This is a genomic window from Streptomyces sp. H39-S7, from assembly GCF_027158205.1.
In the GTDB taxonomy this organism is placed as follows: domain Bacteria; phylum Actinomycetota; class Actinomycetes; order Streptomycetales; family Streptomycetaceae; genus Actinacidiphila.
In genome coordinates, this window is record NZ_JAPVLU010000001.1 from 147135 (window position 1) to 173262 (window position 26128).

Here is a 26128-nt window from a genome sequence, read left to right on the forward strand (position 1 = left end):
GCCTCCACAGGCGGTAAGAGTGAGGCCGGCGGTAAGTAATGCGGCAGCCGTAGCAGCGGTGCAGCGGATGTGCATGGCCGTCCTCCTAGTGCGATGTGTGAGACCGCGTTTGAGATCTGCCGTGACCCGTTGCTGGACCGGTCGTTGAGCCCTCCGTGAGTGGTTCTCGGGGTGGGTATCCGTCCGACCTGACGGATGACCAGTGGGCGCTGGTGGAGCCGTTGCTTCCGCCGGCACGGGTGGGGCCGAAAGGCGGACGGCGGGAAAAACACCCGCGGCGGCGGATCGTGGATGCGATCTTCTACGTGGTGCGGACCGGCTGTGCCTGGCGGCAACTGCCGAAGGACTTCGCGCCTTGGCCCACTGTGTACTGGTACTTCACGTGGTGGCACGACGACGGCACCGTCGAGCGGATCCACGATGCGCTTCGAGGCCGGGTCCGCGAGGCCGACGGGCGAAGTGCCGAGCCGAGTGCGGGGCTGATCGACTCTCAATCCGTCCGCACGGCCGACACCGTCCCGGCCGCGACCAGGGGATTCGACGCGGGCAAGAGGGTCAAGGGCCGCAAAAGGTTCATCGTCACCGACACCCTCGGCCTGCTGCTCGCCGTCCATGTCGTCGCTGCGAACGTCCAGGACCGCGACGGTGCGAAACGCTCACTGCTGTGGCCCCGCCTCGACCACCCGAGCATCCAGAAGATCTGGGCCGACCAGGGCTTCGCCGGCCGCCTGGTCGACTGGGCCGCCACGATCCTTGGCCGCGAACTGGAGATCGTCCGCAAGGCGCCCGACCAGCGGGGATTCCAAGCCCAGCCCAAGCGGTGGGCGGTAGAGCGCACGTTCTCGTGGATCAACGCCCACCGGCGCCTCGCCCGGGACTACGAAGCCAGTCCGGCCCGCTCGGAGACCATGATTCGCTGGGCAATGATCGGCATCATGGTCCGCCGGCTCACTCGCGGTGGCCCGGCATCACGGCCAGGTCCGTATCCGCTGACACGAATCTCGGTGTAGCGAGACCGCGTAGTCAGAGACCAACCGAGCACGTCAGTCCTTGACCACGTCAAGAAGTACGCCCTCCAGCGCGAGCAAGTCCGCGCGGCTGAGCTGCGGGGCAACCCAGTCGTTGCCTTGCGCGTGCACGACGAACCGCGGGTCGAGTGCAACGCGATGGTTCTCGACGTAGTAAGCGAGGTCGGAGTACCAGAGCCAACGGCCGTCCGTCAGCAGGTGCAACCCACCGATGACGTCATTGCCTGGGCTGAGAACGTCGAAAACGGTGCTGGCTGTGGCAGCCACTACCGCGCCACCGCGCAGATACTGGACCAGCTCAAGCGCGTGCGGTGGCTCCTGGGCGCAGACGGCGGACCGAAGCGACGGGCCGTCCGGTCTGCCGTGCTGCAATTCTCTGAAGTCGCCGACGAAGGGGAACCTCTCATCGTTCACCCCGCCGAGCCTAGAGCACCCACCGCGAGCGTGATCGACAGAGATCTCAAACGCGGTCTGAGGCAATGAGCATCTCAGCCTGGTGTATGCGCCGTGCATTGAATGGCCGATCCGGGACATGCGCTGACGCTCGGCTTAAGGAGCAGGAGCGGTACGCCTGCGTCAGCTAGCTAAGTAACAACGGTGTGCCGAAACCCGTGCCTAGGGGAAGTCCGCGCTCCTTGCAGCTTTAGCGGTGAGTCGAGCCTGCCAGTAAGTCGCGGCGTCTTGACCTGCCTGCATCGCGATGAATTGGTCAGTGCGTTTGGCGAGCGCGGCAGCGGGCACCGTGCCCTCAATGTACGAACCGAGGCCGGCGTTAAGTCAAGGTCATTGCGTGATCGCGATCTGTCCGGGTTGATCACGTAAGGCCGAGAGCTGTCAGAGGCCGCTGGTGGTCGCGGCCGGTGTGACGGAGGGCGGCGGCGATGTTGGTGTCGCCGTTCTGCCGGAAGATGCTGATGGCGAGGTTGCGTAGGCCGGCCATGGTGCGGGGCAGGTGTCCGGTGCGGACCTTGGAGTCGTCCTCGCGGAAGGTCCGGTCACGGACGTGGTGCAGGAGGTTCTCGATGCCCCAGTGGCCTCTGATCCAGGAGGCGAGTTCGGCCGGGGTGGCGTCGAAGACGTCCAAGCTCGTGATCACGTAGACCCGCTCGATGGTCAGCTTCCCTGTGCTCAGCTCCCGTCGCCATCGGACGATCTGGACGGCCTGGCAGGCGCCGGGATAGTCGAGGTGTCGGAAGGCGGCGACCTTGATGCGACGGATTTCGTCACGGTGGTGGGCACGGTCGCGGGTGCGGTGGTCCAGCGGGATGTCCGCCCAGGGCAACTTCCTGACCTGCGCATACAGGCCGGGGTGGTTCTTCTTCACGATGGCCAGGTAGTGGGCACCGCGTGTCCGGAGGTAGCGGCCGTGGGCGTGCTGCGTGTGCAGCGCGTCGCCGGTGATCACGGTGTCGACCAGTTCGATGGAGTCCAACAGCGGAGCGAAGGCCGGTATCTCGTTGCTCTTGGAGGCAATCTGCCGCTGGGCCAGGACCACGCCGTGGTGGTCCATCGCGGCCAGCAACTGGATCGCGGTGGTTGTGGCGGTGCGGGAGCCGCGGACGGTCTTGCCGTCGACCGCGATCACCCGCAGTTTCGGCGGCTCGTCCGGTGGCGATGATTGCCCTCGGGCCTGGAGGAACGCACCGATCGCGGCGTCCAGCGCGTCACCGTCGAGGCGCTGGAGCAGACGCCGGACGGTGGCCGCGTGCGGCGTGGGCCGCACCCCGGTGAGCGGATCCGCCGGAAACCCGAGCAGGCCCAGGACGGATTGCGGGGCGTCATCGATCCACTCGCCGATCGCGATCAGGGAGCGCGCGCCGGCCAGAACCGCGCCGGCCGCCGCGCACAGCAGCGGGACCATCGGATATCTTCGTCCGCGCGGGCTGCGGGGATCCGGTATCCATATCAGGAAGCGTCGCAGGTCAGCGGCATCCTGCAGGGTGTCGTGAGGGTTCGGAAGGGCCAGTTTCCCCAGCCCGGCGGGCATCGGCGATGATGTTCGGGCAGGCACGGTCTCGCTCGGTTCTCATGGGTCTTCGACAACCACATGATCACCGACGGCCGTGCCTGCACTGCTTTCCGGGGACACCCCACCCCACACCCGTACATGACGTCACGTCACACCCGAGACCGACGAACCGGACCGATCCTGTTCGTGCAATGACCCTGGGCGTTAAGTGCGCTGCTGCTCAGGAACTGGGCGTACTCGCGCACGGACTCAACAATCGCAAAGCCAGCGGGGTTGCCGTGCACCAACGCATTCCGGACACGAAGACGCCTGGCCTCCAAAACGGCGCCTTCGGCGGTGTAGTACTCAATCAGAGTGCGGTACTCGGTATAGTCGCTCACGCTTGTGAACATCCGTTTGATCCATGCGCGCTCGGACTCGATGCGGCAGAGCGAGAGAAGATCGCCAGAGCGGTCAGCGATGAACAGGATCCATGGGCGCGACGGATTTTTCGCAAGCCACTCGCGGGTCAGTTCGCTGAGCAGTTCGTTTCGGCTTCCACCGCCGAGCAGGCACATGCCAACGGCTCGCTGCACATCAGTAGACCACCGCGCTTGTGGCCAGCGCTCGCCCAGGAGATCGAACAAGTCTTCGGGGCTGAGCGCTGCGTGCGCGGCGACGTGTTGCACCACGCGGTCCGCGAGGGGTATTACGCTGCTGATGTCCGCTTCGGAAGGCTTGCGTAGTGCCATGTCGCGGCTGAAAGGGTGGTCGGCGGTGTTCTGCACTTCAAGTGCCGCCGAGAGAAATCGGGGGAGCTCTTCGCGGGCCAGCGCCACGGCGATGCGTGGACCGTGCTCCTCAATCGCCTTTGCGGTGAGGTCAGCGCCATGGTGATCGTCGGGAAAGGCCGTCTCGCGCCGGGAGCCCATGGAGTCAAATGAGCCGGTCCGTCCGGAGCACAGGAGCCCGTGCTGGGCAAGGTGTGGGCGGATCCCGCGGGAGTTGTGGATCGAGACGTTGAGGATCGTGTTCACAATGCGCACGGCACGGTTCAACGCGCCGGCGGCCGTGGTTCTGCCGAGGTCGACGCGAACCAGGAAGTCCACGTCGGACTCCTCATGGACAAACTTCGCGACCTTGAAGAGGTCGCCGGCCTGCACTAGTTCCCAAAGCTCTGCCTTATGCTCAAAGTCTTGGCCCTCGGGCTCTGCATTGGGCACGGCCCAATGGGCATCCAGGAAGGACACTTGCCCAGCGGAGAGGTGGGGAAACGCCCTGCCCTGATAGCCGAGCCACACCACGATCGGCTCGGCTGTTGCCGGAGTGCCGACGTGGGTTCGGGCACTCGCAATCCGCTCCTCTAGCGATACGTTCTTCTGACCGATTGGAGCATCGGTAGGATTACGGCCGAATGCGACCACCGAGATGAGGTCGCGGAAGATCCACTTCGCGCTGAGGCCGCGCCTTCGTAGCTGGTCGAAGAGCAGTTCAGCGATCGGGCGGTACTCCCGGCCTTTGAGCGTGCGGTCCTGAGCCGTGGTCACGAGGTCATCCCAGCTTGCGCGGGCGGCTTCGTCCGCGTCGAGCGCTTCGAGAAGATCCTTCGCGGCCGTGGTGGCGTCGGTCCAGACGGCGTCGGTGCGGGTGCCGGGTGGCTGCGCCAAGACCTTCTTGGAGCTACCGTCGAGCTGCGAGAAGGCGACATTAAATGACGCAAGTGAAGCGGCTATGTGTGCTCGAAGCGAGGCACCGAGCGCACCGATGGACTCATCGAGGTCGAGCCGCAGCGACGTTCGATTGGCGGCTCTCTTCCAGGCGTTGATGCCGCTGGCAAGCTCCAGCCACCCCAGGACGTCTTCAACAATCACGGTAAGTGGCAGAACGGTGCTCACGCCGTGGTTGCGGTCGAGTGACGAGACGAGGGACTTCAGCCAGGCTGGGTCGTCAGCGGTCCAATGATCGCTGACTTTGTAATCGATCATTACCATGGGCCCGCCTCTCATGCGGTCTCGGCACCAGACTGGAAGCGCTGTTTCGTCAAATCCTGATCAGAATAGGCGATGAACTCAGCCGCCAACGAAGGGCTGCGCAGTTGGCCATGAAGCAGCATTCACTGTAGAGGCATAAACGCGACGGCAGAGGGAGTCTCCGGTCCCTGGCCTCCCGTATACGGGCACCTACCGTGCGGCACTCGGCTCACGACGCCTCCTGCCTCGGCTCGTCCTTTGCGTACGGGTGCACATAGCGCCCCTCGTTGAACGGCGTGAACCACGAGCCAATCGACATGGGCGCGATACCGAGGGCCTCCCCGACGGGGCTCTCATCGATCCCGTCCGTCGAGTCGTCGTACAGCCACTCGTGGTCCATGTCCTCGTAGACGTTCGCGGCGAACGATTCGAGCGCGTTCGACACTCCGGAATCAAGGAGACCAACCACGTCCAGGCAGACTTCGGCCTCGCGCAGAAGTAGCCGGAGGGCGAGCTCCTCAGCAAGACAACTGAGCTGCTCGAAGTCGCCGTTGGTGAACCGAGTGGTCATGGCAACCGCGGTCACCAGGAAGCGGCGCGCGAAATGGGCGTTGTACTGAAGGGCATAGCGGTCGGGCAGTTCTTCCAGCAGCCAGAACGGTCGTTCGCACTCGGCGACGTTGGTGCCCTCCCGGCTCAGCGTCTGCACGTCCTCGAAGAGTTCGTCCACCAACAGGTGCATCCCATATACCAAGGCGCCGGCCGCGAGCTTGGCATCCTCCGGAAAGGCACCGAAATCGTGCTCGCCCTCCTCTTCGCCCTCTTCGTCCTCGTCATCGAGTATGCCGAACATGACGGGCGAAAAGGAGCGCAGCTCAGCCGCCATGGCCAGCATTCGGTCACGTGTGGCCGCCGCATCCGCGGCCGCGTCATAGTCGTCCCCGCCACTTCCAGCGGCAGCCTGTGTGGCATGGAGGGCCTTGCGGAAGGCCGGATCATCAGGCGGAGCGTTCGGGCCCTCGGCGGCGGCGAGGCTCTCCTGGGCCAGGTCGGGGTGGAGCTGCACCTCACACTTGTCGACCGTCCACTCCGCCAGCAGCTCGGAACGCTCCAGCAGCTCTCCAACCACCGAACGCACCGCCTCCTCGGCGAACTCCAGCGCCGGGGCATCGACGAAGATCTTGAGTAGCGCCCCGCCCGGATAAACGGCCACGATCGTCTCGTGAAGGTCGACCTCCATCCCGTCCGGGCCTTCGATGCCATCCACCGAGTCGAGCCCATCCTCGAGGATCGCTACCGCGCCTGCGCGTTGCAGGGGGTCCATCTCCGGAGCACCCTCCGGGATGTGGGTTTCCACGCTTACGACGTACGTCACGACGACCAGCGTGGCAGGGCCGGACCATGCCGCGAAGGAAAAGGTCCATTCCCGAGCGCCCTGGCTCCCGCAACCTAGCTTTCCCGTCACATGGCGCGTACAGGCCACGGAGCGGATCCGACAGGTTGCCTCGGCCGCCGCGTGCCCTAGCCGTGCCCTTCAGACCGGAGAACCTCGGTCAACAACGGTGCAGTCAGGGCGGCCCAGGAGCTATCGAAACCCCCGTTTTCGCAGGTCAGGCGACACACCCACCCCAAAGCACTCGTTGATTCCCAAGCTCAGAGCGCGGGTTCGATTCCCGTCACTCGCTCCACATAAAGCCCCAGGTCACCGACCCGGGGCTTCTTTGTTGCCCGGGTCTCTTCGGGGCGGCCGAGGGCCGAGGGGTGGTCAGCCGGCTTCCGGGGTCTGCGGGTTCTGTTCGCGCAGTTGCCAGGTGCGGTGTTTCTTCCAGGCCAGGGCGCGCTGGATCTGCAGGTGGGTCAGGTCGGTGGCCGCTGCCAGGGCCTCGCGGGTGGGCGGTGGGGGGTCCAGGGCCAGCGCGCGGTCGATCTGGCCGGCCCACAGTTCCTCGGGCACGTACGGGCGGGCGCGGTACTCCTGCTGGAGGGCGGCCAGGTGCTCGAGGGAGCAGGCGACGACCAGGCGCCGGCCGTCGCGTGCCGGGCTGCCGGCGTGGATCGCGGAGGAGTCCGCGACCACGCCCAGCCGGCATCCGTCGGTGAGCCGTCGGGCGCACAGGTCGCAGATGTCGGTCTCCGGGACCCGGGAGCGGTCGGTTCGCATGCCGTTCTCCTGCCCCTTCCGGGCTCTGCCGCACTCTCTGGCCGTTCCGAACGGGAGCAGTATGCCTTCCTCCCGTCGACACGAAAATCTATCCTGGATGCAGTAGACATTCGGGCCGGGCTGTGGGTAGTGTTCCTGTCGTAGCCAAGAAGACAGCAGGGCGCGGCAGACACGAACTGCCGTGCGGAACGCAGGCACGGTGATGGAATCCGGCGGCCGGTCAGAGCACGAGGGCCGCAGGGTTGATTGCCGGGCCGGGTGGCCCGGAAGGGGCCGCCGCGCAGATTGGTAGCAGGACCGCAGTATCTGAAGTACCAGCAGGTCGGCAAGGCTCTTCGTTCAGGTACGAGCAGGAAAGGTTCGGAGCGACACCATCAGGATCGTCCGCACCGCAGGTGGGTGCGGACACTCGCAAGGCCCCGGATTGGAAGGTGGTCCCCGGTCAGGCATTCAAGATCCCCGCACCCCGCGAACCCCCGACGCGGCAGTGCGAATACGGCAGGGCCGGCGCACAGAAGCCGGTAGATGCAGATGGTGTTCACATCCGCCCCATGGGCCCCGGAAGCCAGGTACGGCTCCGGGGCCCCTCCACGTTTTCCCCCGGGAACCACAGGAGCGACGCTCCGCATTTTGGGATGCATGACCCGTGCACCAGCGGGCAGCCGCTGGTCAGGAGGTTGATAACCATGGGTCCACTGCTTCTGGTTCTACTGCTCGCGCTGATTCTGTTCGGCGCCGGCTTCGCGCTCAAGATCCTCTGGTGGGTCGCGGTCGTGGTGCTGGTCGTCTGGCTGCTCGGCTTCGTCCTGCGCGGCACCCACTCCGGTGGGGGCCGCGGTCGCTGGTACCGCTGGTAGCCGCGACACAGGGATGAGCACGGCCGATCTGAGGCCCGGCGGGGATACCGCCGGGCCTCAGGCACGCCCGCCCCCGAAGGGTCAGCAGGGACCGGTGTGGGTAGGGGCCGGGTGTCCGGGGGCGGCGCGGGCGCGCGTGAACCCATGCACGCGAACCTCCAGTACCGCCCCCCCCCCCCCCGGACGCCCGCGGCGCAGGGTCAGCGGCGGCGCTGGGAGACGAGGGCCTCCGTGACGAGGCGGACTCCGCGGGCCAGTCGGCTGAGTTGTTCCAGCTCGACGGCGTACAGGCGGATCGTGTTCTCGATGACCGCCTCGACCATACCCATGGTGGGCAGCTCCGCCCGGCTGGTGCACATCGCCACCTGGACCGCGCGCATCTCGTACTGCAGCTGGAGCTGTGCGTGGCGGGCGAGGAGGGCCGGATGGCGGGTGAGGGTGGAGTAGGCGGCGTAACGGGCCGGCAGGAGGTCGCGCAGCCAGCGGGTCGCCGTGCGTTCCCAGTCGGGGTTGCCGGGCGACTTGACCTGGCAGGGCCAGTCCGGGCTGAGCGTGGTGAGGGTCGTCTGGGACATTCTCGTCGCTTCCGAAGTGCCGAACTCTGATCAAGAGGGTGTTGGCAGCCCCGGCCCAGGGGTTGACCGAGGCTGCCGTGGGCGCTGCGCGGCAAGCGAGCGCCCGGTTTTCCGAACACCCCGGGCGCGCCACGAGGAGGGAGCGTCGGCCCGGGTGTTCCGTCGGGAGGGCGGGTCACACTCTCCAGTGGCGTCCGCTGGGCTCAGGCGCCGCTTGCAGTAAACATATATACCGTGGAGTACGCAAGGGTATGAAAAATTTCATACAGGGCGGGCAACAGCCGTTTCAGAGGAAGAAGCCGTGCTGATCGGCGACCTGCTCGTACCCCTCGAGCCGCGCCTGCGTCCGTCCCGGATCGGCGTCGGCCATGGCCTGCAGCAGGGCCGCGGACAGCATCCCGGGCGCCGCGTACGAGTCGAAGACCAGCCGTGAGCCGGTGCCCGCGGTCAGCACCACGTCCGCCTCGTCGACCAGCGGCCCCAGGGTGAGATCCGTGATCAGCGCGATGTGCAGCCCGGCGCTGCGGGCGGCCCGCAGCGCCGCCAGGGTCTCCTTGGCGTGCCGGGGCATGGCGAACGCCAGCACCCATGCCCCGCCCGCGGCCCGGGACTGCAGCAGGGCGTCGAAAGCGACGCTGCCCCCGCGCGTCACCACCCGCACATCGGGGTGGATCCGGCGGGCGGCGTAGGCGAAGTACTCCGCCAGTGGCGCCGAGATCCGCAGGCCGAGGACGGTCAGCGGAACGGAGTGGGCCAGCTCACGGCCGATGTCCAGCACCTGGTCGGTGTCGGCGAGGAGCCGGCGCACGTTCTCCAGGTTCTCGATCTCGGCGTCGACCGCCGCCTGCAGTTCGTTCCGGCGGACCTGCTCCCGGCTCTCCGGGGACCCCGCGACCGCGCTCAGCGCGATCGGCTGCAGGACGTCCCGCAGGGCGGGATAGCCGCTGAAGCCGAGGGAGGCGGCGAACCGGGTCACGGACGGCTGGCTGACGCCGACCCGTTCGGCAAGCTCCGTGATCGAGAGGAAGGCGGCCTCGGTGAGGTGGTCGATCAGGTACTGGGCGATACGGCGCTGCCCCGGCGACAGGCGGTGGCCGTTGAAGAGCGCGCGGACGCGGTCCGCGGGGGCGCGCTCCTGGTCCAGGGGCTGCCCACCCGGCGTGATCGCAGCCGCCTGTGCCCGTGCCTGCTGCCCCGATGGCACCGGTGCGCCTCCTTATTCCTGCCGCTCCCGCTCAACATAGCTCACCCCCCGCGGTCGGTCGGGTGGGAACGTCGTGCGTCCCAAAGTGGTGTTCCACAGCTCGGCGATGGCGTCCGCGCGGGCGAAGTGCACGGCGGCCTCCTCGTCCCGGCCGAGGAGGCCGGCGAGCTCGCCGAGCGTGTACGCCACCGGCCGGATCGCCACGGTCGAGCCCGCGGCGAGCGGCGGTGTGCGGCCGTAGGGCAGCAGCGCCGCGTACAGCTCCGCGGCGCCCTCCTTCTCGCCGAGCGCCACCATGGCCATCGCGCGGAAGGTCGCGAAGACCTTGAAGAAGTAGTCCGGCCGGATCGGCGGAACCTGCGCCAGCACCTGCCGCGCCTCGGCATGCAGCCCGGCGGCGGCCAGAGACGCGGCGAGCAGGTCGCAGGCCATCGGGCCGTAGTCGTCGAAGAGCCCGCGCGCCTGCGGTACGAACTCACCGCGCCGTCCCTGCCCGGCCCTGATCGTCGCGGTGGCGATCAGCAGGTAGCCATCGGCGTGCGGGGATCCCTGGCGGCCCATCCGGGCGGCCGCCTCGGCGTAGAGCCGTTCGGCGTCCGCCGCTCTGCCCTCGATGTGCGCGAACGTCGCCAGCATGGTCTCGCCGACCGCGACGGGTCCTGGCATCCGGTAGGCGCGCGCCAGTTCCAGGCACTGCTCGTTGAGCCGGTGCGCGCCGGCGACGTCGCCCCCGACCGCCGCGGCGGTCGACCGGACGCACAGCCCGAACCAGCGGTGGACCGGCAGGTCGTGCTCACGGCCGATCCGCTCGATCCGCTCCCCCACCGACGCGCGTTCCCGCCACTCCAGCTCGGTGTCCAGCTCGCGGGCCAGCGTCGCGAGGGCCAGAGCCCGCAGCGCGGGGTCCCCCAGACGGTCCGCGATCTCGACCGCCTCCTCGGCCGCCGCCCGCGCCCGGGGGTCCTGGCCGTCGGAGAGCTCGCCGCAGTACGCGTCCAGCAACCGGCAGCGCACCGCGGGTTCCAGGTCCGGCCGCTCCAGCAGGCGGCCGAGCGCGGTGACGACCGGCCCGTCGATCATGCCGTACGGGCGGCTCTGCCAGGGCGTCGGCTCGGTCCACGCGGTGAACGCGCGGATCAGCAGGTCGTCGCGGGCCGCGGCGGTGGCGAGGTCGACGGCCGTCCGGCGGGTCGCCCGCGCTTCCATGACCGCCCCGGCGCGTACCTGGGCGCGCAACCGCCTGCCGAGCAGGTCGATCCGCTCGCCGTCCCGGTCCCCCGCACCGCCCGCGGGCACGCGCTCGAAGCACTCCAGCGCCTGCCCGAGCAGGACGGCGGCGACGTCGTGGGCGTAGCGGCCCTCGGCGAGAGCGGCCGCGCGAACGCAGTAGTCGACGGCCTTCGCCGCCGTGGCCGAGGACGCCGCTCGCGCGTGGTGGTGGGCCAGCGCGGAGACGTCGTCCGGCGCGAGCAGTTCCAGGCTCGCCGCGATCCTGCCGTGCATGCGGGTGGCGCGCAGCCGGCTCAGGTCGGCCAGCAGCGTGTCCCTGACCAGCGCGTGGGCGAAGCGGACGCGTCCCGGCGCGGGCTCGGTGAGCAGCCCTGCGACGAGTCCGGTCTCCAGCGCGCCGAGAACCCCGTCCTCGCCGGTGTCCGCGGCGCCGACCAGTACCTCGACGTCCGCCTCGCGACCCGCGACGGCGGCCAGCCGCAGCAGGGCCACCGCCGCCTCGGGGAGGCGTCCGAGCCGGCGGCGCAGCACGTCCCGCACCCCTTCCGGCACGTCGGACAGCGCCACCAGCGCGCCCTCGCTCCCCAGCAGCCGGGCGCTCTCGCGGACGTAGAAGGGGTTGCCTCCGGTGCGCTCGGCGAGCGACGCGAGCGTTTCCGCGTCCACCGGTGCCTCACCCGCCGCACCGGTCACCGCGCCGATCACTTCCGCGACGGCCGGTCCGGACAGTCCGCGCAGCGGGACCCGCAGCGGCGACCGCCGCGCCAGGGCCGCCAGCCCGTCGGTGAGCGGCCCCCCGAGCTCGTCCGGCCGGTACGCGGCCACGAACAGGACGCGGGCGCCCGGCGCCATGTCGACCAGCCCCGTCAGCATCGCGAGGGTCTCGGCGTCGGCCCAGTGCAGGTCGTCCAGCATGACGGCCACCGGCCGCTCGGCGGCCACCGTCTCCAGCCACTGCCGGGCCGCCTGGTGCAGCCGGAACCGGCCCACGGCGGTGTCCCCCTGAGCGAGGGGCCCGGTGGGGGATCCGTCGGGCGGGGCGTCGGACAGCAGCGGGGCCAGCTCGGCGGCCGTCCCGGACGGCGGCGGGAGCTCGGCGGCGACGGTCCGCAGCGCCTCGGCCCAGGCCCACGCGGGCGGCGCGCCCTCGGCGTCGGTGGTGCGGCCGAGCGCGACGAGCCAGCCGTCACGTCGCAGCAGGTGCCCGAACCGTTCCAGCAGCGCCGACTTGCCCATCCCCGCTTCGCCGGTCACCAGCGCGACCCCCGGTCCGGCGCGGAGCGCCCGGTCCGCGGCGGCCGCGAGCAGCTCCAGTTCGGAGGCGCGTCCGACGAACAGGTCGCTCTCAGCGGTCTGTTGGCCGGGGCCGGCCGGAGGACGGGGCTCGCCGAGCGCACCGGGCGGCGCGTCCGTGGCGGCGCGCAGCACCTCCACTCGTTGGGCGAGGACGGCCTCTTCGAGCTCGGTCAGGGCGGCGCCGGGATCCAGGCCGACCTCGGCGGCGAGGACCGCGCGGGCCCGCCGGAGGGTGGCCAGCGCGTCGGCCTGCCGGCCCGCGGCCCAGAGCGCCAGGGCATGCAGCCGCCAGCCCTCCTCGCGCAACGGCTCGTCACGGGTGAGCAGTTCGGCCTCGGGGACAGCCCCCGACGCGGCGCCGGAGCGCAGCCCCGCGGCGATGCGGAGCTCACGGGCGCTCCTGCGGAGTTCCTCCAGACGCGCGGTCTCGGCGCGCGCCCACGGTTCGTCGGCCGCCTCCGCGTAGGCCGGGCCCTGCCAGAGCGACAGCGCCTCCTCCAGCAGCCGGCCCGACTCCCGCGGCCGCGTGGTGAGCACATCGCGCGCGTCGTGCAGCAGCCGCTCGAAGCGCCAGGCGTCGACCGCGTCCTCGGGCAACCGCAGCGCGTAGCCGGGCGGCGCGCTGACCAGCAGCTTCGCCGGGGTACGCGGGGCCCGGCCGGGCTCGAGGAGCCGGCGCAGGTTCGAGACGTACGCCTGCAGCGACGTCACCGCCTGGGCGGGCGCCGCGTCCTGCCAGAGGTCGTCGACCATCCGGTCGACGGGGACGACCTGGCCGCGCGCCGCCACCAGCAGGGCGAGGACCGACCGCTGCCTGCGGCCGCCGAGCGGAACGGGCTCCCCGTCCCGCTCGGCCCCGAAGGAACCGAGCACGCGTATGCACACCATGTCGCCGCACATCGTAAGCGGCTGCGGATCTTGCCCGTACGGGAATTCCGAGTCCGGTTCCAGTCCCGTTCCAAGTCCGGTTCCAAGTCCCTTCCAGGAGCCGCCGACGAGGCTTACCCACATGACAACACGCAGCGCATCTCCCAAGCCCGACGCCCGCCCCGACACCCACGGCATGGTGGTCATCCACCGCGGACTCCGCCGCGAGTCACGGCTCCTCGCGGAGCTCATCGCCGCCGTCGCCCCGGGCGACACCGCACGGGCCCGGGTGCTCGCCACGCACTTCCGCGACTACCTGCTCGGGCTGTCCAACCACCACCACGGCGAGGACGACCACCTCTGGCCGCCGCTGCTGGCCCGGGTCGACATCGAGGCGGATCTGGTCCTGCGGATGGAGGCCCAGCACGAAGGCGTCGCCGCGACGCTGGCCCGGGCCGAGGCGGCGCTGCCCGGCTGGGAAGCCACGGCGGGCGAGGCGGAGCGCGACGTGCTGGTGGCCGCGCTCACCGAACACCGCGTGGTCCTCGTCGAGCACCTGGACGAGGAGGAGGAGTCACTGCTCCCGCTCGCCGCACGGCACCTGTCCGTGGCGGAGTGGGACCTGCTGGGCGAGCACTTCCTGGAGAGCACACCCAAGCCCAAGCTGCTGTTCTTCCTCGGCATGGTCCTCGAAGAGGCCGACGCGACGGAGCGCGCGACGATCCTCGGCGCGCTGCCGCTGCCGGCCCGGCTGCTCTGGTACGCCGTCGGCCGCCCCGCGTACACCCGCAGGATGCGCCGTATCCGCAACACCGCCCGCTGAACACCGACACCTTCCCGCAGAGGAGAACTGCCATGAACCGCAAGCACATCGCCACCGCCCTCGCCGTCCTGGGCGGCGCGTTCATCATCTACGTCGGCCTCAGCTACCTGCTCGCTCCCCAGACGACCGCGTCCGGATTCGGTGTCCCGACCTGGCCGCAGGAGGATGGCACGGCCTTCCTCGCCGTCAAGGGCGTGCGGGACATCGGCACGGGCCTGGTCATCTTCGCGCTGCTGCTGACCGGGTACCGGAAGGCGCTGGGCTGGGCGATGCTGGCGATCGCGTTCATCCCCGCCGGGGACATGGTGATCGTGCTGAGCCACGACGGTCCGGCCGGCACCGCGTACGGGGTCCACGGCCTCGCCGCCGTCCTGGTCGCGGTGACCGCCGGGCTGCTCCTGCGCGAGCGCCCTGTCCCGGCTGCCACCACGGCCGCCGGGCCGGCCGACCGGGGGGTTTCCCGGCCGGCCGACCCGGCTCTCAAGCGGTGACGTCGATCCGTCGCGGCACCGTCACCACGCGGACGGTGCCGGCGGTACCACCACCGGCGGACGGTCGTCGCAGGTGATGGTGTTCGGCAGCTCCCAGGGTGCGAGCCAGGGACCGGTCGTGCCGCCGCCGTCGTTGCCGCCGAGGTCGGTCAGGGAGAACTCCGAGCCGGCGGGCGTGAAGTGGAACGAGCCGCAGTTGTTGACCCCGACCGCGCCGACGTTGCGGGCGTCGACGTTCTCGAAGGTCGACGACCCCGCTGCTCGGCCGCTGACCACCGAAGTGCCCGTGCCGTCGACCCTGATGTCCTTGAAGTGGACGTTCGTGATCGAGTACAGGTCCTTCACCGGCCAGTCCGAGACCAGCATGATCGCGTTGTAGGTGTTGTCGAGGAAGTGGTCCCCGGTCACCCGGATGTCCGCGTCGATGTTCTTCTCCAGCGCGAAGAACCAGATCGCCCCGAGCCCGATGTTCCAGTTCAGTTCGTACGTGCCGGCGCGGACCGTGGTGTTGTCGGTGATCCAGAGGTGCCCGGTGAACGCCTCGGAGCCGAAGCGCGAGCCGACCTGGAGGGCGCTGCCCTCCCGGACCGGGTCGGCGATCAGGTTGTTCGAGACCGTGTTGTCGGTACCGCCGTAGATCGCGATGCCGTTGGCGAGCACCGGCGTCTGCACGGTGTTGTGGTCGAACGTGTTGTTCGCGTTCCCGGTCTTCTCCGACCACATGGCGAGGCCGTCGTCACCCGAGTTGCGGATGAAGTTGTTCGCGACGAGCGAGTGCGTGACGCCCGTGTGAAAGTTGAGGCCGTCGGCGATCTGGTCGGTGATGACGTTGTTGGTGATCCGCAGGTTCGTCATCGGCCCGTCGAACCACATGCCCACCTTGGTGTGGTGGAGGTAGAGCCCGTCGATCGTCGAGTCGCTCAGCGCCCCGCCGACCCCGTTCACCTGGTCGGTGTCGACGCGGTCGCGCACGTCGCCCTCGACGGCGAAGCCGGAGAGGTGGACGTCGGTACTGCCGCCGGCCGCCGCGTCCTTGCCGTAGAAGCCGACGCCCGTGTGGGCCGGACCCAGGTCCGCCTGGTGGCCCTTGATGATCGTGTACCAGCTGCCCGCGCCCTCGATCGTCACGTCGTCGACGATGATGTGGCGGTTCACCTGGTACGTGCCCGGCGGGATGTACACCTTGAGGTGCGTCCGCTTCGCGAAGGCGATCGCCCGGTCGATCGCGTCGGCCGCGTCTCGCCGGCCCGACGGGTCCGCGCCGAACGCCAGCACGTTCGCCGCGACGAGGGCGACGTGCGGGGCGCCCACGAGCTGGGAGTCGAGCAGGTCGATGGTGGTGGTCGAGGCCTTGCTCCCGGCGGGAACCGTGAGCCGCACCTTGTCGCCCGCGCGGTACTTCCTGCCGAGCGTCAGGCGCTGCTCGTCGTAGAAGTGGTTCGGCCGGAACGGCGTCGCGAACACCGGGGCGGGTGTCGTCGCGGCGGGCACGCAGGCGCACTCGGTGACCCAGTAGTCGGGGTGCAGCAGTCCGGCGTCCGGGTCGTTCGAGAACGGATACTGGTTGTACAGCCAGGCGTACTGCGACGTCAGGGTCGCGGTGGTCCGGTTCTTGCCGTTCACCGTGACGTCGAGCGGCGCGGTGATCCCGCCGCCGCCCGGCGCGTCCGGAATGCTGTAGCGCACGGTGATCGCGTCGGCGGCGGCCGGCAGCGTGAACTCGACGTACTGACCTGGCGTCAGCGAGACCGCCTTACGGCCGGAGGCCTCCGCCGCCAGCGTGTAGGCGGTACGGTCCGGGCCGATGACGGTGCCGTCGGTCGTGGCGTTCTCCGCCTCCTGCTCGGCGAATCCCACGTTCGCGCCCCGGCCGGCGACGAGCGCCGGATCGAGCGCGGCACGCGTGACCACGGGTCCGCCGCCCGCGGCAGGTCCCGCCGACGCCGTCCCACCGGCCAGCACGCTGAGTCCCATGACCGCCGCGGTCGCCGAGGCGACCGCGAGCACGGCTCTTCGCCGCGGCCCGCGCGGCCACTTCGCCCCAACACGTGTGATGTTCCGTGACATCGCCTGCTCGTTTCTCTCGGGAGGACGCGTCTCTCGGAGGGCGCGCCGGAGACCCGCAAGGCGAAGCGGTGCCATGAGGGTGAGGTGACAGTAGGACCGCACTCGCGGTTCCACAAGGTTCCTAACGAAGATTTCCGCCGACTTGCCTTCTAGATGCGGCTGTTCATCAAATTCTTGCGTCAGCTCGCTTACTTCGTTGCGCCGGGGGCGCCGGGGGCACCGGGACGGCCGCCGGTGTGCAGCCCGTAGCGGTTCCACAGGAAGCGCTGGACGAAGAGGGTGGCGGTGCCCGCGAGGAACATCCCGGCGAGGTTCAGGCCGAGTTGCTGGAACGAGGCGGCGACCTCCTGCCAGTGGGCGAGGGCGATCGCGACGGCGATGTTGCCCGCCGCCGGCACGGTGGTGACCGAGATGAAGACCCCCACGAGGGCCGAGGACTTGCCCGCCGTCATCGACAGGATTCCCGCGACGCCGGCGAGGAGCGCCACGATGAACGACCACTTGTCCGGGTGGACGATGAAATCCGTCAGCGGTCGGTCGTCCAGCATGTCCGGAGTGATCCAGCCCAGCAGCCGGCCCGCGACCGCGCACGCCAGGGTGATCGTGATGGCGGCGGCGAACCCGACGGTCAGCGTGCGCACCGCCGTGCCGATCAGCCGCAGGTCGCCGCGCAGCACCCCGAAGCAGACCGCCGCCACCGGCCCGAACTCGGGGCCCAGCACCATCGCGCCGACGATCAGGATCGGCTGGTCCAGCAGCGCGCCGATCGCCGCGATCTGCGTCGCGAGCGCGAGGAAGGCCAGGAACGCCCAGGTGAGCCGGGTCTCCGCGGCGGTGCGCGCGGCCAGCTGCTCCCAGACGACGGCGTCGTCGGGGTCTCCCGGCGCGACCTCCTCGGCTCGCTCCGCGGCGGCCGAGATCGACAGGTACAACTCCTCGACGGTGATTCCGCCGCTGTCCTTCAGCCCCAGCCCGCGCAGCTGCGTGAGCACGCCGTTGGCCGCCTCCCTGGCCACGTCGAACTCGATGAAGTCACCCGGGGGCTCGTACGCGGCGCCGGGCAGCCTGATCACGTTCACGACCGCGGGGCAGTCGGTGGCGATCCTCAGCACCTCGTCGGTGCGTTCCACGGGACTGATCACTCGTACATGCAGCACGACGCCATTGTGCCCGCGGTCCCGCCGCTCTCCCGCGCCGTCAGGCGGAGGCGTACCGGGCCGCCAGTGCGCGGGAGGTCTCGGCCAGACGGGAGCGCAGCTCCGGGGGGCCGAGGACTTCGACGTCGGTGCCGAGGGCGAGGAACGCTCCGTGGGCGTGGTCGAGGGACTCGATGGGGAGGACCGCGCGCGTCCAGCCGTCCGGTTCCGGGGTCCCGGTGGCGGCGAGGGCGCGGGCGACGGCCCCGGTGAGCCGGGTCGCGGCGCCCGGCGCGAGCCGGACCAGGGCCTCGCCCCGGTGCAGGCGGGCGTGGAAGTCCGCCTGGTAGCGCTGCCAGTAGCCGGCCAGATCGAAGTCGCCGGGAGGCTGGACCTCCTCGTCGAGCACCGTGAGTTCGAGGATCTGGTCGACGCGGTAGGGGTACGGGCCCGGTCCCGCGACGAGGTACCAGCGGCCCGCCTTGAGCACCAGTCCGTACGGCTCCAGCCGCCGGTCGACATCGGTCGGCGCCTTCCAGCGGCGGTAGCGGACGTCGAGCACCCGGCCGCGCCACACCGCGTCCGCGACCCTCGGCAGGTGCGGGACCTCGTCGTCCTCCGCGTACCAGCCGGGCGCGTCGAGGTGGAACCTGAACCGCATGCGTTCGGCCTGGGCGCGCAGTTCGGGCGGGAGCGCCGCGCGCAGTTTGAGCTGGGCGCCCGCGAGGGCGGAGCCGAGTCCCAGCTCGGCGGCGGGGCCCGGCATGCCGGAGAGGAAGAGCGCTTCCGCCTCGCCCGCGCTCAGTCCGGTCAGCCGGGTGCGGTAGCCGGCGAGGAGCTGGTAGCCGCCGGCGTGCCCGGCGTCGCCGTAGAGCGGGACGCCCGCCGCGTGCAGCGCGTCGACGTCCCGGTAGACGGTCCGCACCGACACCTCCAGCTCCTGCGCGAGCTGGGCGGCCGTCATCCGCCCGCGGGTCTGGAGCAGCAGGAGGACGGAGAGCAGACGGCTGGACTTCACTGACACAAGGTGTCAGTGAAGTGGGCCTACGGTCCAGCCATGGCTTTCCAGGAGAAACTGCTGCGGGTGCTGCCACCGGTCGAGGTCGCGAGCCGCTCCGTCAAGCGCTACCACGTCACCGCCGACCCCGCGGGGATCGAACCAGGGGTCGAGAAGGCCGCGTACGCGATCCTCCCCGAGCTGCTGCCCGAGCCGGACGGCACGCCCGGGGCGGCCTTCGTCGTCCTCCACAGGGGTGGGGACGACGGGGCGTACCTCAACGCGTACAGCTGGGCCTGGGACAACGCCCTGCACTTCGCCGGGGCGGCGGGCGGCCAGCCGGTGCTGGGCTGCCCGGACAACGACCCCACGCACTTCGTCCGGCTGGAGCCGAAGCTGATCGGCTGCGTCTGGGAGCTGCCGCCGATCCTCCACGAACGCGACGCCTGGGTACGCCACATGCTCGCGCCCGACCGCCCCGACCTCGCCGCCTATCTCGCCGACTCGCTCCCCGACGGCACCACAGGAGACCGCCCATGAACGACTTCGACTTCCTCGTCGGCAGCTGGGACGTCGCCAACCGGTGGCGGAAGGACTTCCTCGACGACAGCAGCGAGTGGGAGGAGTTCCCGGCCGTCAGCCACGCCTCACGGCACTTCGAGGGCGGCGCGAACCTCGACGAGATCATCTTCCCGACCAAGGAGTTCGCCGGGCTGACCCTGCGCCTGTACGACACCGAGCGCGAGCAGTGGTCGCTGTACTGGGCCAGCAAGCGCACCGGGACGCTCTTCCCACCGGTCACCGGAAGGTTCGGGGAGGACGGCGTCGGCGAGTTCTACGGCGATGACACGCACGCCGGCAAGGAGATCAGGGCGCGCTTCGTCTGGTCGGGGATCACGGAGGACTCCGCGCGCTGGGAGCAGGCGTTCTCCGTGGACGGGGAGAAGACCTGGGTGACCAACTGGATCATGGAGTTCACCCGCCGCTGACCGCCAGGAGGACAGACCCCAGGAGGCCGGGTCGCCGGAGGAGAGGGGCCGGCGACCCGGAGTGGTGCGCGTCAGCCGTTGTGGGCGCCGTTGCCGGAGAGGACCGGGATCTGGTCCAGGATGTGCGACAGCGGCTCGTCGCCCTTGATCTGGGACGAGTTCTCGGTGCACTGCTGGTTCTGCGGCGACGACAGGACGTTGATGTCCTGGACCGTGATCGGGATCGCGCCGATGAGCGAACCGATGTTGGCCTTGACCGGGATGCCCGCACACAGCTTGTTGAGCGAGCCCTGGACGAGGCCCATCTGCGGGCTCATCGTGCCGCCGGTGTGCGTGTTGCCGAAGGACTGCTTCGCCCCGTTGCCGTTCACGGTGCTGGCGCCCGTGTCGTCACCGATGGCCATGGCCTGCGGGGCCGAAGCGGCGCCGGCGGCGACGAGGGAAGCCGCCAGGGCGGCGCCGGCCAGGAACTTCTTGATCATGATCAGTCCTTCGAGTGCGGGGATGCCCTAGGTCGGGGCGAAGTGATCAACCGCCCAGGACGGATTTGGTTCCGATGCTTCATCCCATTGGCGGAAATCGTCCGGACCGCGAGGTTCGGTGCCCGGAATTCAGTGCCCGGAATTCAGTGCCCGATGGGCAGACCACCGAGCAGCGACGTCGCCTTGGCGACGCCGCTCACCGTCGGTGCCAGGTTCTTGGCGGCGTCGGTCGCCTGGCCCAGGAGCGCTCCGGCGGCGGTCGTCGACTTGAGCTTGTCGCTGACCTTCTTCGCCACGTCCACGACGGGGCCGGCGGTGGCATCGCCCGCCTGCGCCACCGGCTGCGCCCCGAAGAGCTCGTCGACGCCGCCGTTGATGCTGGTCGGCATCGTCGGGGCCGCGTCGTCGGCGAACGCCGGCGCGGCGGCACCCATCGCCATCACGGAACCGGCGACGATCACAGCAACCTTGGAGTACTTCACTGTCAACCCTTTCAGTGGCGGCGTCGTCGGCCATGGGGATGGTGGCCGGGTGAGCGACGGGAGGCTCATGACGCCCTAGTCCCCTGGCTAACGACTCCACCGCGGAACGGAAACCCTGCCGAATGAAAGTTCTCGGCCGTCACCCGAAAGTGCGGCAGCCGATCGGTGCACACTCCCATTGCTTTTCTCGGTTTCCCGCCGGGAATGCGGAATCAGCCGGACGCTTTTGCCGTAAGGGAAATGCACGGCCTGTCCGCGGTGGGCCCCCATTCCCACCGCGTCAACAGATCAATTCGATCAGACCCGTGCGGTGCGCGTCCGGCGGTAGAGCATCGCTCCGCTCAGCAGCAGTCCGGCACTGACCGCTCCCGCGGTGCCGAGGCCCCCGGAACCCGTACGGGCGAGCTGCGCGCCCTGCGCAAGGACGGGCAGGACCGCGGCCGCGTGCCGCGGCGGGGTGACCTGCACGACCGACGGCGGGACGACGTGCGTCGACGGCGGCGGGGTGTGGTGGACCGGTGGCGGCGTGGGATGCGTCGGGGGCTTGCGGTCGGTCGGCGGCGCTGCCACCGGTGTCCCGCCGCAGTCGTTGCCCATCACCGGGTTCAGCAGCCCCACCAGGTCAGCGGTGTTCCCGCAGACGTTGACCGGCGCCTCGACGGGGACCCGGGCGTTGTTGCCCGACCCCACACCGGGCGAGCCCACCGTGGTGCTGTCGTCCTGCCGCATGCCGTGGTGGCTGCTGTGCTGCGCACCGTGGTGGGCGCCGTACTGGTCCCCCTGCTGCGCGTTCCCGTGCTGCGAGCTTCCGTGCTGCGAGCTTCCGTGCTGCGCGTTCCCGTGCGCCGGTGCCTGGGTGTGCGGCGCAGGTGCCGGGGCGTGTCGCTGGTGCGCCGGGGCGTGCCGCTGGTGTTCCGGCGCGGACTCGTTGGAGCAGCCGTTCCCCATCGCCGGGTTCAGCAGCGCGACGGCGTTCACCGAGTTGCCGCAGACGTTCACCGGCAGGTCCACCGGGACCTCGACGCTGTTGCCGGACAGCACGCCCGGCGAGTTCGACGTGTGCGTCCGGGCTTCGGCGTCCGCGTGCGCGTAGCCGCCGGTCATGGCGAGCACCCCGCCCGCCGCGGCAACGGTGATCAGACTCCTGCTCAAGACCTGTCGCATCGACTCTCTTCCCTGCCATGGGTGTTTCACGAAGCGCGCGGGAGGGTCTCCCGCGCGCCGGAACCGCCGCGGCCCCGGAGCACAGACGAGCGCTCCGAGGCCGCGGCGGTCGCCCTCACGGGCTGGGAACCAACGTCACTTGTTGGTGCAGGCGTTGCCGAACGCCGGGTTCAGCAGGGCGATGATGTTGACCGTGTTGCCGCACACGTTGACCGGGATGTGGATCGGGATCTGGATGCTGTTGCCCGACAGGACACCCGGGGAGTGCGCGACCACGGCCTCGGCGCCGGCGTCGGCGAAAGCGGGGGCAGCGCCGCCCAGGACCATCAGCGTTCCCGCGGCGAGTGCGGCGACCTTCGAGTACTTCACGTTGAGCTCCCTTTCCGTAGGGGCGTCGAACGCAGCCACGACCGTCGTGCTGCCCGGGGGAATTTCTTGCCGCCCGTGACACCGCTACCAACCGGGGTAACGAGTGCCGATGCCCGGAGAAACCCTTCGTACGCAGCCGCCGCGATCATCCACCCGAATGCCGTAACTGCGGCTTCCGCAATTCTTCAATTGCCGTACCGCATAGGGTTCCAGGAATGAATTGCGGCAACGCAAAACGGCCCTGGCCGCCGGTGGTCACCGGCGGCCAGGGCTTTCAGGCAATGCGGGTCAGTTGTTGCCCGCGCCGTTGCCGGAGAGGACCGGGATCTGGTCCAGGATGTGCGACAGCGGCTCGTCGCCCTTGATCTGCGAGGAGTTCTCGGTGCACTGCTGGTTCTGCGGCGACGACAGGACGTTGATGTCCTGGACCGTGATCGGCACCAGGCCGATGAGCGAACCGACGTTCGCCTTCGCCGGGAGGGCGATGCAGGGCTTGTTCAGGGAGCCCTGGACCAGCGCGAACGACGGGCTCATGTAGCCACTGGTGTACGTGTTGCCGTAGTTCTGCACGGCCCCGTTGCCGTTGGTGGTGCTGGCTCCGCCGGAGTTGCCGACGGCCATCGCGGGTGCGGCCACCGCGGCGGAGACGCCGACGACGGAGACAGCCACCGCAGCAGTGGCGAGGAACTTCTTGATCACGGTTATTCCTTCATGTGCGAGATTGCCCCGGTAGCGGGTCGGACTGACCAACCGTCCATGGCGGGTTTGGTTATGGCCCTTCACCCGAATGGTGACGGCCCGGGGCCGTCGGGAGCCGTGGGGGTCAGCAGTTGCCGCAGGCATTTCCGAATACCGGGTTGAGCAGGCCGATCACGGTGACGGAGTTGCCGCACAGGTTGACGGGCACGTGCACCGGAACCTGGACCTGGTTTCCGGAACCCACGCCGGGCGACTCCACTGTGGAACCCTCGGCACCGGAGTCCGCGAAAGCGACACCGGACGCACTGGCGACAGCGGCGCCGGCGAAAACGGCGAGAACAGTGGCTTGGGCGAAACGTGACAAGGGGACACCTTTTTCTGCTGGAGAGTCTGCGTCGGCGTTCGCCCGGATGGACCAACGGAACTATCAACGCATGAGTCCACCGGGAGTGTCTCCCCCGGAAGGTGAATCCCCGGTCATTTGTTCGTCAACGCGGCGACGTCAACACAGGAGTGCTGATTAATCAAGGATTACCTGCCCGGCACACCCCTCGTTATAGCGGGACAGACCGCTGAGGCGGCGGACACGGCAGGCAGCACACATCCGATTCTTCAGGTCGCGGAGAGAGAGAACGGCGCGCGATGCCGCAACACCAGCAGGACCCCGGCCGGCTGACGGTGCTCCACCTCGTCCAGCCCGTCGACGGCGGGGTCGCCCGCGTCGTCACCGACCTGGTGCGGGCCCAGGTGCGTGAAGGGGTCCGCGCGGTCGTGGCCTGCCCTCCCGGAGGCGTGCTGGCCGGTGACGCGGCCGAGGCGGGCGCCGAGGTCGTGCCCTGGCCGGCCGGACGTTCCCCCGGTCCCGGCCTCCCCGGTGAGACCGGACGCGCCCGCCGGGTGGTCCGCGAGGTGCGTCCCGACCTGCTCCACGCCCACAGCGCCAAGGCGGGACTGGCCGGACGGCTGGCCGTGCGCGGCCGGGTCCCGACGGTGTTCCAGCCGCACGCCTGGTCCTTCGAGGCGGTCGGCGGCGCGACCGCGTACGCGGCCCTCCGCTGGGAGCGGTGGGCCGCACGCTGGGCCACCCGGGTGCTCTGCGTCAGCGAGAGCGAACGGCGGACGGGGGAGCGGGCCGGGATCGCCGCCCGCTGGGCGGTCGTCCCCAACGGCGTCGACCTCGACCACTTCGCTCCCGACGGCGGGCCGCCGGACACCGCCCACGGGCTGCGCGGCTCGCTGCCCGCCCTCTCCGACCTGGGCCCCACCGACCGGCTGGTGGTCTGCGTGGGCCGGCTGTGTCCGCAGAAGGGCCAGGATCTGCTGCTGCGGGCCTGGCCCGAGGTCACCGCCCGGCTGCCCGGCGCCCGGCTGGTCCTGGTCGGTGAGGGACCCGACCGCGACCGGCTGCTCCTGAGCGCCCCGGACGGGGTGCTGTTCGCCGGGGCCACCCGCGACCCGGTCCCCTGGTACCGGGCCGCCGACGTGGTGGTCCAGCCGTCCCGCTGGGAGGGGATGGCGCTGGCCCCGCTGGAGGCGATGGCCTGCGGCCGCCCCGTGGTGATGACCGACGTCGACGGCGCCCGGGAGAGCCTGCCGCCCGGCCAGGAACACCTCTGCCTGGTGCCGCCGGAGGACCCGGGCGCCCTCGCCTCAGCCCTCCTCGGGCTGCTCACCGACCCCGGCGTCCGCGCGACCGCCGCCCGCCGGGCCCTCCACCACGTGCGCACGACATACGACGTGCGACGGACCACGGCATCGGTCGCGGACCTCTACCGCGACCTGCTCGATCCGTCGCGACCCGAGTGCAGGGAACGCATCACGAGATGACGACGGAGAGCGCAAGCGCGCCCCACCCGGCCCGGAACGTGCGGCAGACCACGGCCGCGCCCACCACCACCGCTCCGATCTCACCGCCCCGGAGGTCGTCGGGGGCCGCTGTACGGCGGCCCCACGCACGGGTCCCCGTCCGGCACCGGGCGGTCGTCCCCCTCGTCGCCACCGACTGCCTGGCCGCCGCCGGTGTGCTGGCCGTCCGCCCGGGTGCCCCGGTGCTGCTGCTCGGCCCGCTCCTGGTGTGCCTGACGCTGCTGCACACCTACTCCGGGCTCTACCGCACGGGCCTCGACCCGGCGGCACTCGACGAGTTGCCCGGACTGCTGGGCTGCTCGGCCCTCGCCTGGTGCGCCTCGGCCGCCACGCTCGCCGCCGTCAGCCCGGCGCACTCCCCCGGCTGGCCGGTACTGCTCACCACGATCGCCGCGACCGGCCTGCTGGCCTGCGCCGCCCGCGCGGTGATCTACCGGTTCCAGCGCTGGTCGGCGGGGCGCCATCCGCGCTCCACGCTGCTGATCGGCGCCGGTCCCGTCGTCCGGGACGTGGCCGAAGTGCTGTACGAGCACCCCGAGTACGGCATGCGGCCGGTCGGCGTGGTGCTCCCGTACGACACTCCGGGCGCGGACTCGGCGCTGCCGGTGCTCCGTTCCGTCGGCGACATCCACCGGGCGATCATCCAGAACTCCGTGCGCTACGCCGTCTTCGCCGGGGCGCCCGCGGGCAATCCGGCGGCCGCGAACCTGGTCCGGCTGCTGGCCGCCCGGGGCTGCTGCCTGTGGCAGGTCACGTCGGGGCCCGGCTCCAGGACCGCCGGGCGGCCGGCCGCCGGCCACCTGTGGGGCTTCGCGTGCGCCCGCCTCGACCCCTACCCGCGCCCCGGCGCCGGACTGGTGGCCAAGCGGGTGCTGGACGCCCTGCTCTCCTTCCTCGCGCTGCTCCCCGCGGCCCCGATCCTGGTGCTCAGCGCGCTCGCCGTCCGGATCTCCGACGGGCCCGGGGTGCTCTTCCGGCAGGAGCGCGTCGGCCTGGACGGCCGGCCGTTCACCCTGCTGAAGTTCCGCACCCTGCGGCCCAGCGACGAGCGGGAGTCGGCCACCCGGTGGAACGTCTCGCACGACCGGCGGATGAGCGCCGTGGGCCACTTCCTGCGCCGTACCTCGCTGGACGAGCTGCCGCAGTTGTGGAACGTCCTGCGCGGCGACATGAGCCTGGTCGGCCCCCGGCCGGAACGGCCCTACTTCGTCCACCAGTTCGCCCAGACGTACCCCGGCTACAAGGACCGGCACCGGATGCCCGTGGGCATCACGGGCCTCGCGCAGATCCACGGGCTGCGCGGCGACACCTCCATCGAGGACCGGGCCCGCTTCGACAACCACTACATCGAGAGCTGGTCGCTGTGGCAGGACATCCGCATCCTGCTGCGCACCGCGACGGCGCTCTTCCGGTTCGGGGGGAGCTGA

25 protein-coding genes are annotated in these 26128 nt (G+C 70.3%); 8 read left to right on the forward strand and 17 right to left on the reverse strand.

The window, feature by feature from the left end; all coding sequences use genetic code 11:
- The first annotated feature begins 155 nt into the window (after window positions 1–155).
- Window positions 156–1010: an IS5 family transposase gene (locus O3X23_RS00750; RefSeq protein ID WP_269269014.1), complete on the forward strand. Its 855-nt coding sequence runs from the start codon at window positions 156–158 to the stop codon at window positions 1008–1010.
- Window positions 1011–1043: 33 nt separating this feature from the next.
- Here the strand turns inward: O3X23_RS00750 and O3X23_RS00755 are convergent, their stop codons facing one another.
- From O3X23_RS00755 to O3X23_RS00775, 5 genes are all read right to left on the reverse strand, one after another.
- A complete protein-coding gene (locus O3X23_RS00755) occupies window positions 1044–1442 on the reverse strand; it encodes a hypothetical protein (RefSeq protein ID WP_269269015.1) in 399 nt (132 codons plus the stop codon).
- Between the two features lie 400 nt (window positions 1443–1842).
- The gene (locus tag O3X23_RS00760; protein ID WP_443047651.1) at window positions 1843–3015 is read right to left on the reverse strand and encodes an ISAs1 family transposase; all 1173 of its coding nucleotides are present in this window, start codon (window positions 3013–3015) and stop codon (window positions 1843–1845) included.
- A 131-nt stretch (window positions 3016–3146) separates the two neighbouring features.
- Complete coding sequence (locus O3X23_RS00765) at window positions 3147–4961, reverse strand: hypothetical protein (protein ID WP_269269017.1); 1815 nt, start codon at window positions 4959–4961, stop codon at window positions 3147–3149.
- A gap of 214 nt (window positions 4962–5175) precedes the next feature.
- The gene (locus tag O3X23_RS00770) at window positions 5176–6321 is read right to left on the reverse strand and encodes a hypothetical protein (RefSeq protein WP_269269018.1); all 1146 of its coding nucleotides are present in this window, start codon (window positions 6319–6321) and stop codon (window positions 5176–5178) included.
- A 390-nt stretch (window positions 6322–6711) separates the two neighbouring features.
- Window positions 6712–7107 (reverse strand): hypothetical protein, encoded by a 396-nt coding sequence (locus tag O3X23_RS00775; protein WP_269269020.1) that lies wholly within the window; start codon window positions 7105–7107, stop codon window positions 6712–6714.
- Between the two features lie 686 nt (window positions 7108–7793).
- On the opposite strand from O3X23_RS00775, the gene O3X23_RS00780 reads away from it, so the two are divergent.
- A complete protein-coding gene (locus O3X23_RS00780) occupies window positions 7794–7964 on the forward strand; it encodes a hydrophobic protein (protein ID WP_269269021.1) in 171 nt (56 codons plus the stop codon).
- 200 nt (window positions 7965–8164) lie between these two features.
- Here the strand turns inward: O3X23_RS00780 and O3X23_RS00785 are convergent, their stop codons facing one another.
- From O3X23_RS00785 to O3X23_RS00795, 3 genes are all read right to left on the reverse strand, one after another.
- Window positions 8165–8539, reverse strand: coding sequence for a hypothetical protein (locus O3X23_RS00785; protein WP_269269022.1), 375 nt, complete (start codon window positions 8537–8539; stop codon window positions 8165–8167).
- A 286-nt stretch (window positions 8540–8825) separates the two neighbouring features.
- Window positions 8826–9743: a MurR/RpiR family transcriptional regulator gene (locus O3X23_RS00790; protein WP_269269023.1), complete on the reverse strand. Its 918-nt coding sequence runs from the start codon at window positions 9741–9743 to the stop codon at window positions 8826–8828.
- Between the two features lie 12 nt (window positions 9744–9755).
- Window positions 9756–13157 carry a BTAD domain-containing putative transcriptional regulator gene (locus O3X23_RS00795; RefSeq protein ID WP_269269024.1) on the reverse strand — a complete coding sequence of 1134 codons (3402 nt, stop codon included), beginning with the start codon at window positions 13155–13157 and terminating at the stop codon, window positions 9756–9758.
- A 121-nt stretch (window positions 13158–13278) separates the two neighbouring features.
- Between O3X23_RS00795 and O3X23_RS00800 the strand changes: the two genes are divergently transcribed.
- Both O3X23_RS00800 and O3X23_RS00805 read left to right on the forward strand, forming a co-directional pair.
- On the forward strand, window positions 13279–13959 hold the full coding sequence (locus O3X23_RS00800) for a hemerythrin domain-containing protein (protein ID WP_269269025.1): 681 nt from the start codon (window positions 13279–13281) through the stop codon (window positions 13957–13959).
- Between the two features lie 32 nt (window positions 13960–13991).
- Entirely contained in the window at window positions 13992–14450 is a 459-nt protein-coding gene (locus O3X23_RS00805; protein WP_269269026.1) for a DUF4267 domain-containing protein, read from the forward strand.
- A 21-nt stretch (window positions 14451–14471) separates the two neighbouring features.
- On the opposite strand, the gene O3X23_RS00810 is transcribed toward O3X23_RS00805, so the two are convergent.
- From O3X23_RS00810 to O3X23_RS00820, 3 genes are all read right to left on the reverse strand, one after another.
- Window positions 14472–16517, reverse strand: a complete 2046-nt coding sequence (locus O3X23_RS00810) for a glycosyl hydrolase family 28-related protein (RefSeq protein WP_269269027.1) — start codon at window positions 16515–16517, stop codon at window positions 14472–14474.
- Window positions 16518–16705: 188 nt separating this feature from the next.
- Window positions 16706–17674 carry a DUF389 domain-containing protein gene (locus tag O3X23_RS00815; RefSeq protein WP_269269028.1) on the reverse strand — a complete coding sequence of 323 codons (969 nt, stop codon included), beginning with the start codon at window positions 17672–17674 and terminating at the stop codon, window positions 16706–16708.
- 40 nt (window positions 17675–17714) lie between these two features.
- Window positions 17715–18671, reverse strand: coding sequence for a helix-turn-helix transcriptional regulator (locus O3X23_RS00820; protein ID WP_269269029.1), 957 nt, complete (start codon window positions 18669–18671; stop codon window positions 17715–17717).
- 39 nt (window positions 18672–18710) lie between these two features.
- On the opposite strand from O3X23_RS00820, the gene O3X23_RS00825 reads away from it, so the two are divergent.
- Together O3X23_RS00825 and O3X23_RS00830 are read left to right on the forward strand one after the other, a co-directional pair.
- The gene (locus O3X23_RS00825; protein ID WP_269269030.1) at window positions 18711–19190 is read left to right on the forward strand and encodes a hypothetical protein; all 480 of its coding nucleotides are present in this window, start codon (window positions 18711–18713) and stop codon (window positions 19188–19190) included.
- On the forward strand, window positions 19187–19639 hold the full coding sequence (locus tag O3X23_RS00830) for a hypothetical protein (RefSeq protein WP_269269031.1): 453 nt from the start codon (window positions 19187–19189) through the stop codon (window positions 19637–19639). Before O3X23_RS00825 ends, O3X23_RS00830 begins: the two co-directional genes overlap by 4 nt.
- A 71-nt stretch (window positions 19640–19710) precedes the next feature.
- On the opposite strand, the gene O3X23_RS00835 is transcribed toward O3X23_RS00830, so the two are convergent.
- From O3X23_RS00835 to O3X23_RS00860, 6 genes are all read right to left on the reverse strand, one after another.
- Complete coding sequence (locus tag O3X23_RS00835) at window positions 19711–20121, reverse strand: rodlin (RefSeq protein ID WP_269269032.1); 411 nt, start codon at window positions 20119–20121, stop codon at window positions 19711–19713.
- A 143-nt stretch (window positions 20122–20264) separates the two neighbouring features.
- The gene (locus O3X23_RS00840) at window positions 20265–20603 is read right to left on the reverse strand and encodes a hypothetical protein (RefSeq protein WP_269269033.1); all 339 of its coding nucleotides are present in this window, start codon (window positions 20601–20603) and stop codon (window positions 20265–20267) included.
- A 297-nt stretch (window positions 20604–20900) separates the two neighbouring features.
- Window positions 20901–21767, reverse strand: coding sequence for a chaplin (locus O3X23_RS00845; protein WP_269269034.1), 867 nt, complete (start codon window positions 21765–21767; stop codon window positions 20901–20903).
- Window positions 21768–21902: 135 nt separating this feature from the next.
- Window positions 21903–22136, reverse strand: a complete 234-nt coding sequence (locus O3X23_RS00850) for a chaplin (protein ID WP_269269035.1) — start codon at window positions 22134–22136, stop codon at window positions 21903–21905.
- A 288-nt stretch (window positions 22137–22424) separates the two neighbouring features.
- Window positions 22425–22835 carry a rodlin gene (locus O3X23_RS00855; RefSeq protein WP_269269036.1) on the reverse strand — a complete coding sequence of 137 codons (411 nt, stop codon included), beginning with the start codon at window positions 22833–22835 and terminating at the stop codon, window positions 22425–22427.
- Window positions 22836–22959: 124 nt separating this feature from the next.
- On the reverse strand, window positions 22960–23199 hold the full coding sequence (locus O3X23_RS00860) for a chaplin (RefSeq protein ID WP_269269037.1): 240 nt from the start codon (window positions 23197–23199) through the stop codon (window positions 22960–22962).
- Window positions 23200–23477: 278 nt separating this feature from the next.
- On the opposite strand from O3X23_RS00860, the gene O3X23_RS00865 reads away from it, so the two are divergent.
- Together O3X23_RS00865 and O3X23_RS00870 are read left to right on the forward strand one after the other, a co-directional pair.
- Complete coding sequence (locus O3X23_RS00865; RefSeq protein WP_269269038.1) at window positions 23478–24662, forward strand: glycosyltransferase family 4 protein; 1185 nt, start codon at window positions 23478–23480, stop codon at window positions 24660–24662.
- Window positions 24659–26128 carry a sugar transferase gene (locus O3X23_RS00870; RefSeq protein WP_269269039.1) on the forward strand — a complete coding sequence of 490 codons (1470 nt, stop codon included), beginning with the start codon at window positions 24659–24661 and terminating at the stop codon, window positions 26126–26128. The genes O3X23_RS00865 and O3X23_RS00870 overlap by 4 nt, the downstream gene beginning before the upstream one ends.

What these genes read in the sequence shown, in the direction of transcription:
- O3X23_RS00760 (WP_443047651.1), bottom strand. Translation starts at nt 3,015, where the DNA reads ATGCCCGCCGGGCTGGGGAAACTGGCCCTTCCGAACCCTCACGACACC.
- O3X23_RS00765 (WP_269269017.1), bottom strand. Translation starts at nt 4,961, where the DNA reads ATGATCGATTACAAAGTCAGCGATCATTGGACCGCTGACGACCCAGCC.
- O3X23_RS00775 (WP_269269020.1), bottom strand. Translation starts at nt 7,107, where the DNA reads ATGCGAACCGACCGCTCCCGGGTCCCGGAGACCGACATCTGCGACCTG.
- O3X23_RS00780 (WP_269269021.1), top strand. Translation starts at nt 7,794, where the DNA reads ATGGGTCCACTGCTTCTGGTTCTACTGCTCGCGCTGATTCTGTTCGGC.
- O3X23_RS00785 (WP_269269022.1), bottom strand. Translation starts at nt 8,539, where the DNA reads ATGTCCCAGACGACCCTCACCACGCTCAGCCCGGACTGGCCCTGCCAG.
- O3X23_RS00795 (WP_269269024.1), bottom strand. Translation starts at nt 13,157, where the DNA reads ATGGTGTGCATACGCGTGCTCGGTTCCTTCGGGGCCGAGCGGGACGGG.
- O3X23_RS00800 (WP_269269025.1), top strand. Translation starts at nt 13,279, where the DNA reads ATGACAACACGCAGCGCATCTCCCAAGCCCGACGCCCGCCCCGACACC.
- O3X23_RS00805 (WP_269269026.1), top strand. Translation starts at nt 13,992, where the DNA reads ATGAACCGCAAGCACATCGCCACCGCCCTCGCCGTCCTGGGCGGCGCG.
- O3X23_RS00810 (WP_269269027.1), bottom strand. Translation starts at nt 16,517, where the DNA reads ATGTCACGGAACATCACACGTGTTGGGGCGAAGTGGCCGCGCGGGCCG.
- O3X23_RS00825 (WP_269269030.1), top strand. Translation starts at nt 18,711, where the DNA reads ATGGCTTTCCAGGAGAAACTGCTGCGGGTGCTGCCACCGGTCGAGGTC.
- O3X23_RS00830 (WP_269269031.1), top strand. Translation starts at nt 19,187, where the DNA reads ATGAACGACTTCGACTTCCTCGTCGGCAGCTGGGACGTCGCCAACCGG.
- O3X23_RS00835 (WP_269269032.1), bottom strand. Translation starts at nt 20,121, where the DNA reads ATGATCAAGAAGTTCCTGGCCGGCGCCGCCCTGGCGGCTTCCCTCGTC.
- O3X23_RS00845 (WP_269269034.1), bottom strand. Translation starts at nt 21,767, where the DNA reads ATGCGACAGGTCTTGAGCAGGAGTCTGATCACCGTTGCCGCGGCGGGC.
- O3X23_RS00865 (WP_269269038.1), top strand. Translation starts at nt 23,478, where the DNA reads ATGCCGCAACACCAGCAGGACCCCGGCCGGCTGACGGTGCTCCACCTC.
- O3X23_RS00870 (WP_269269039.1), top strand. Translation starts at nt 24,659, where the DNA reads ATGACGACGGAGAGCGCAAGCGCGCCCCACCCGGCCCGGAACGTGCGG.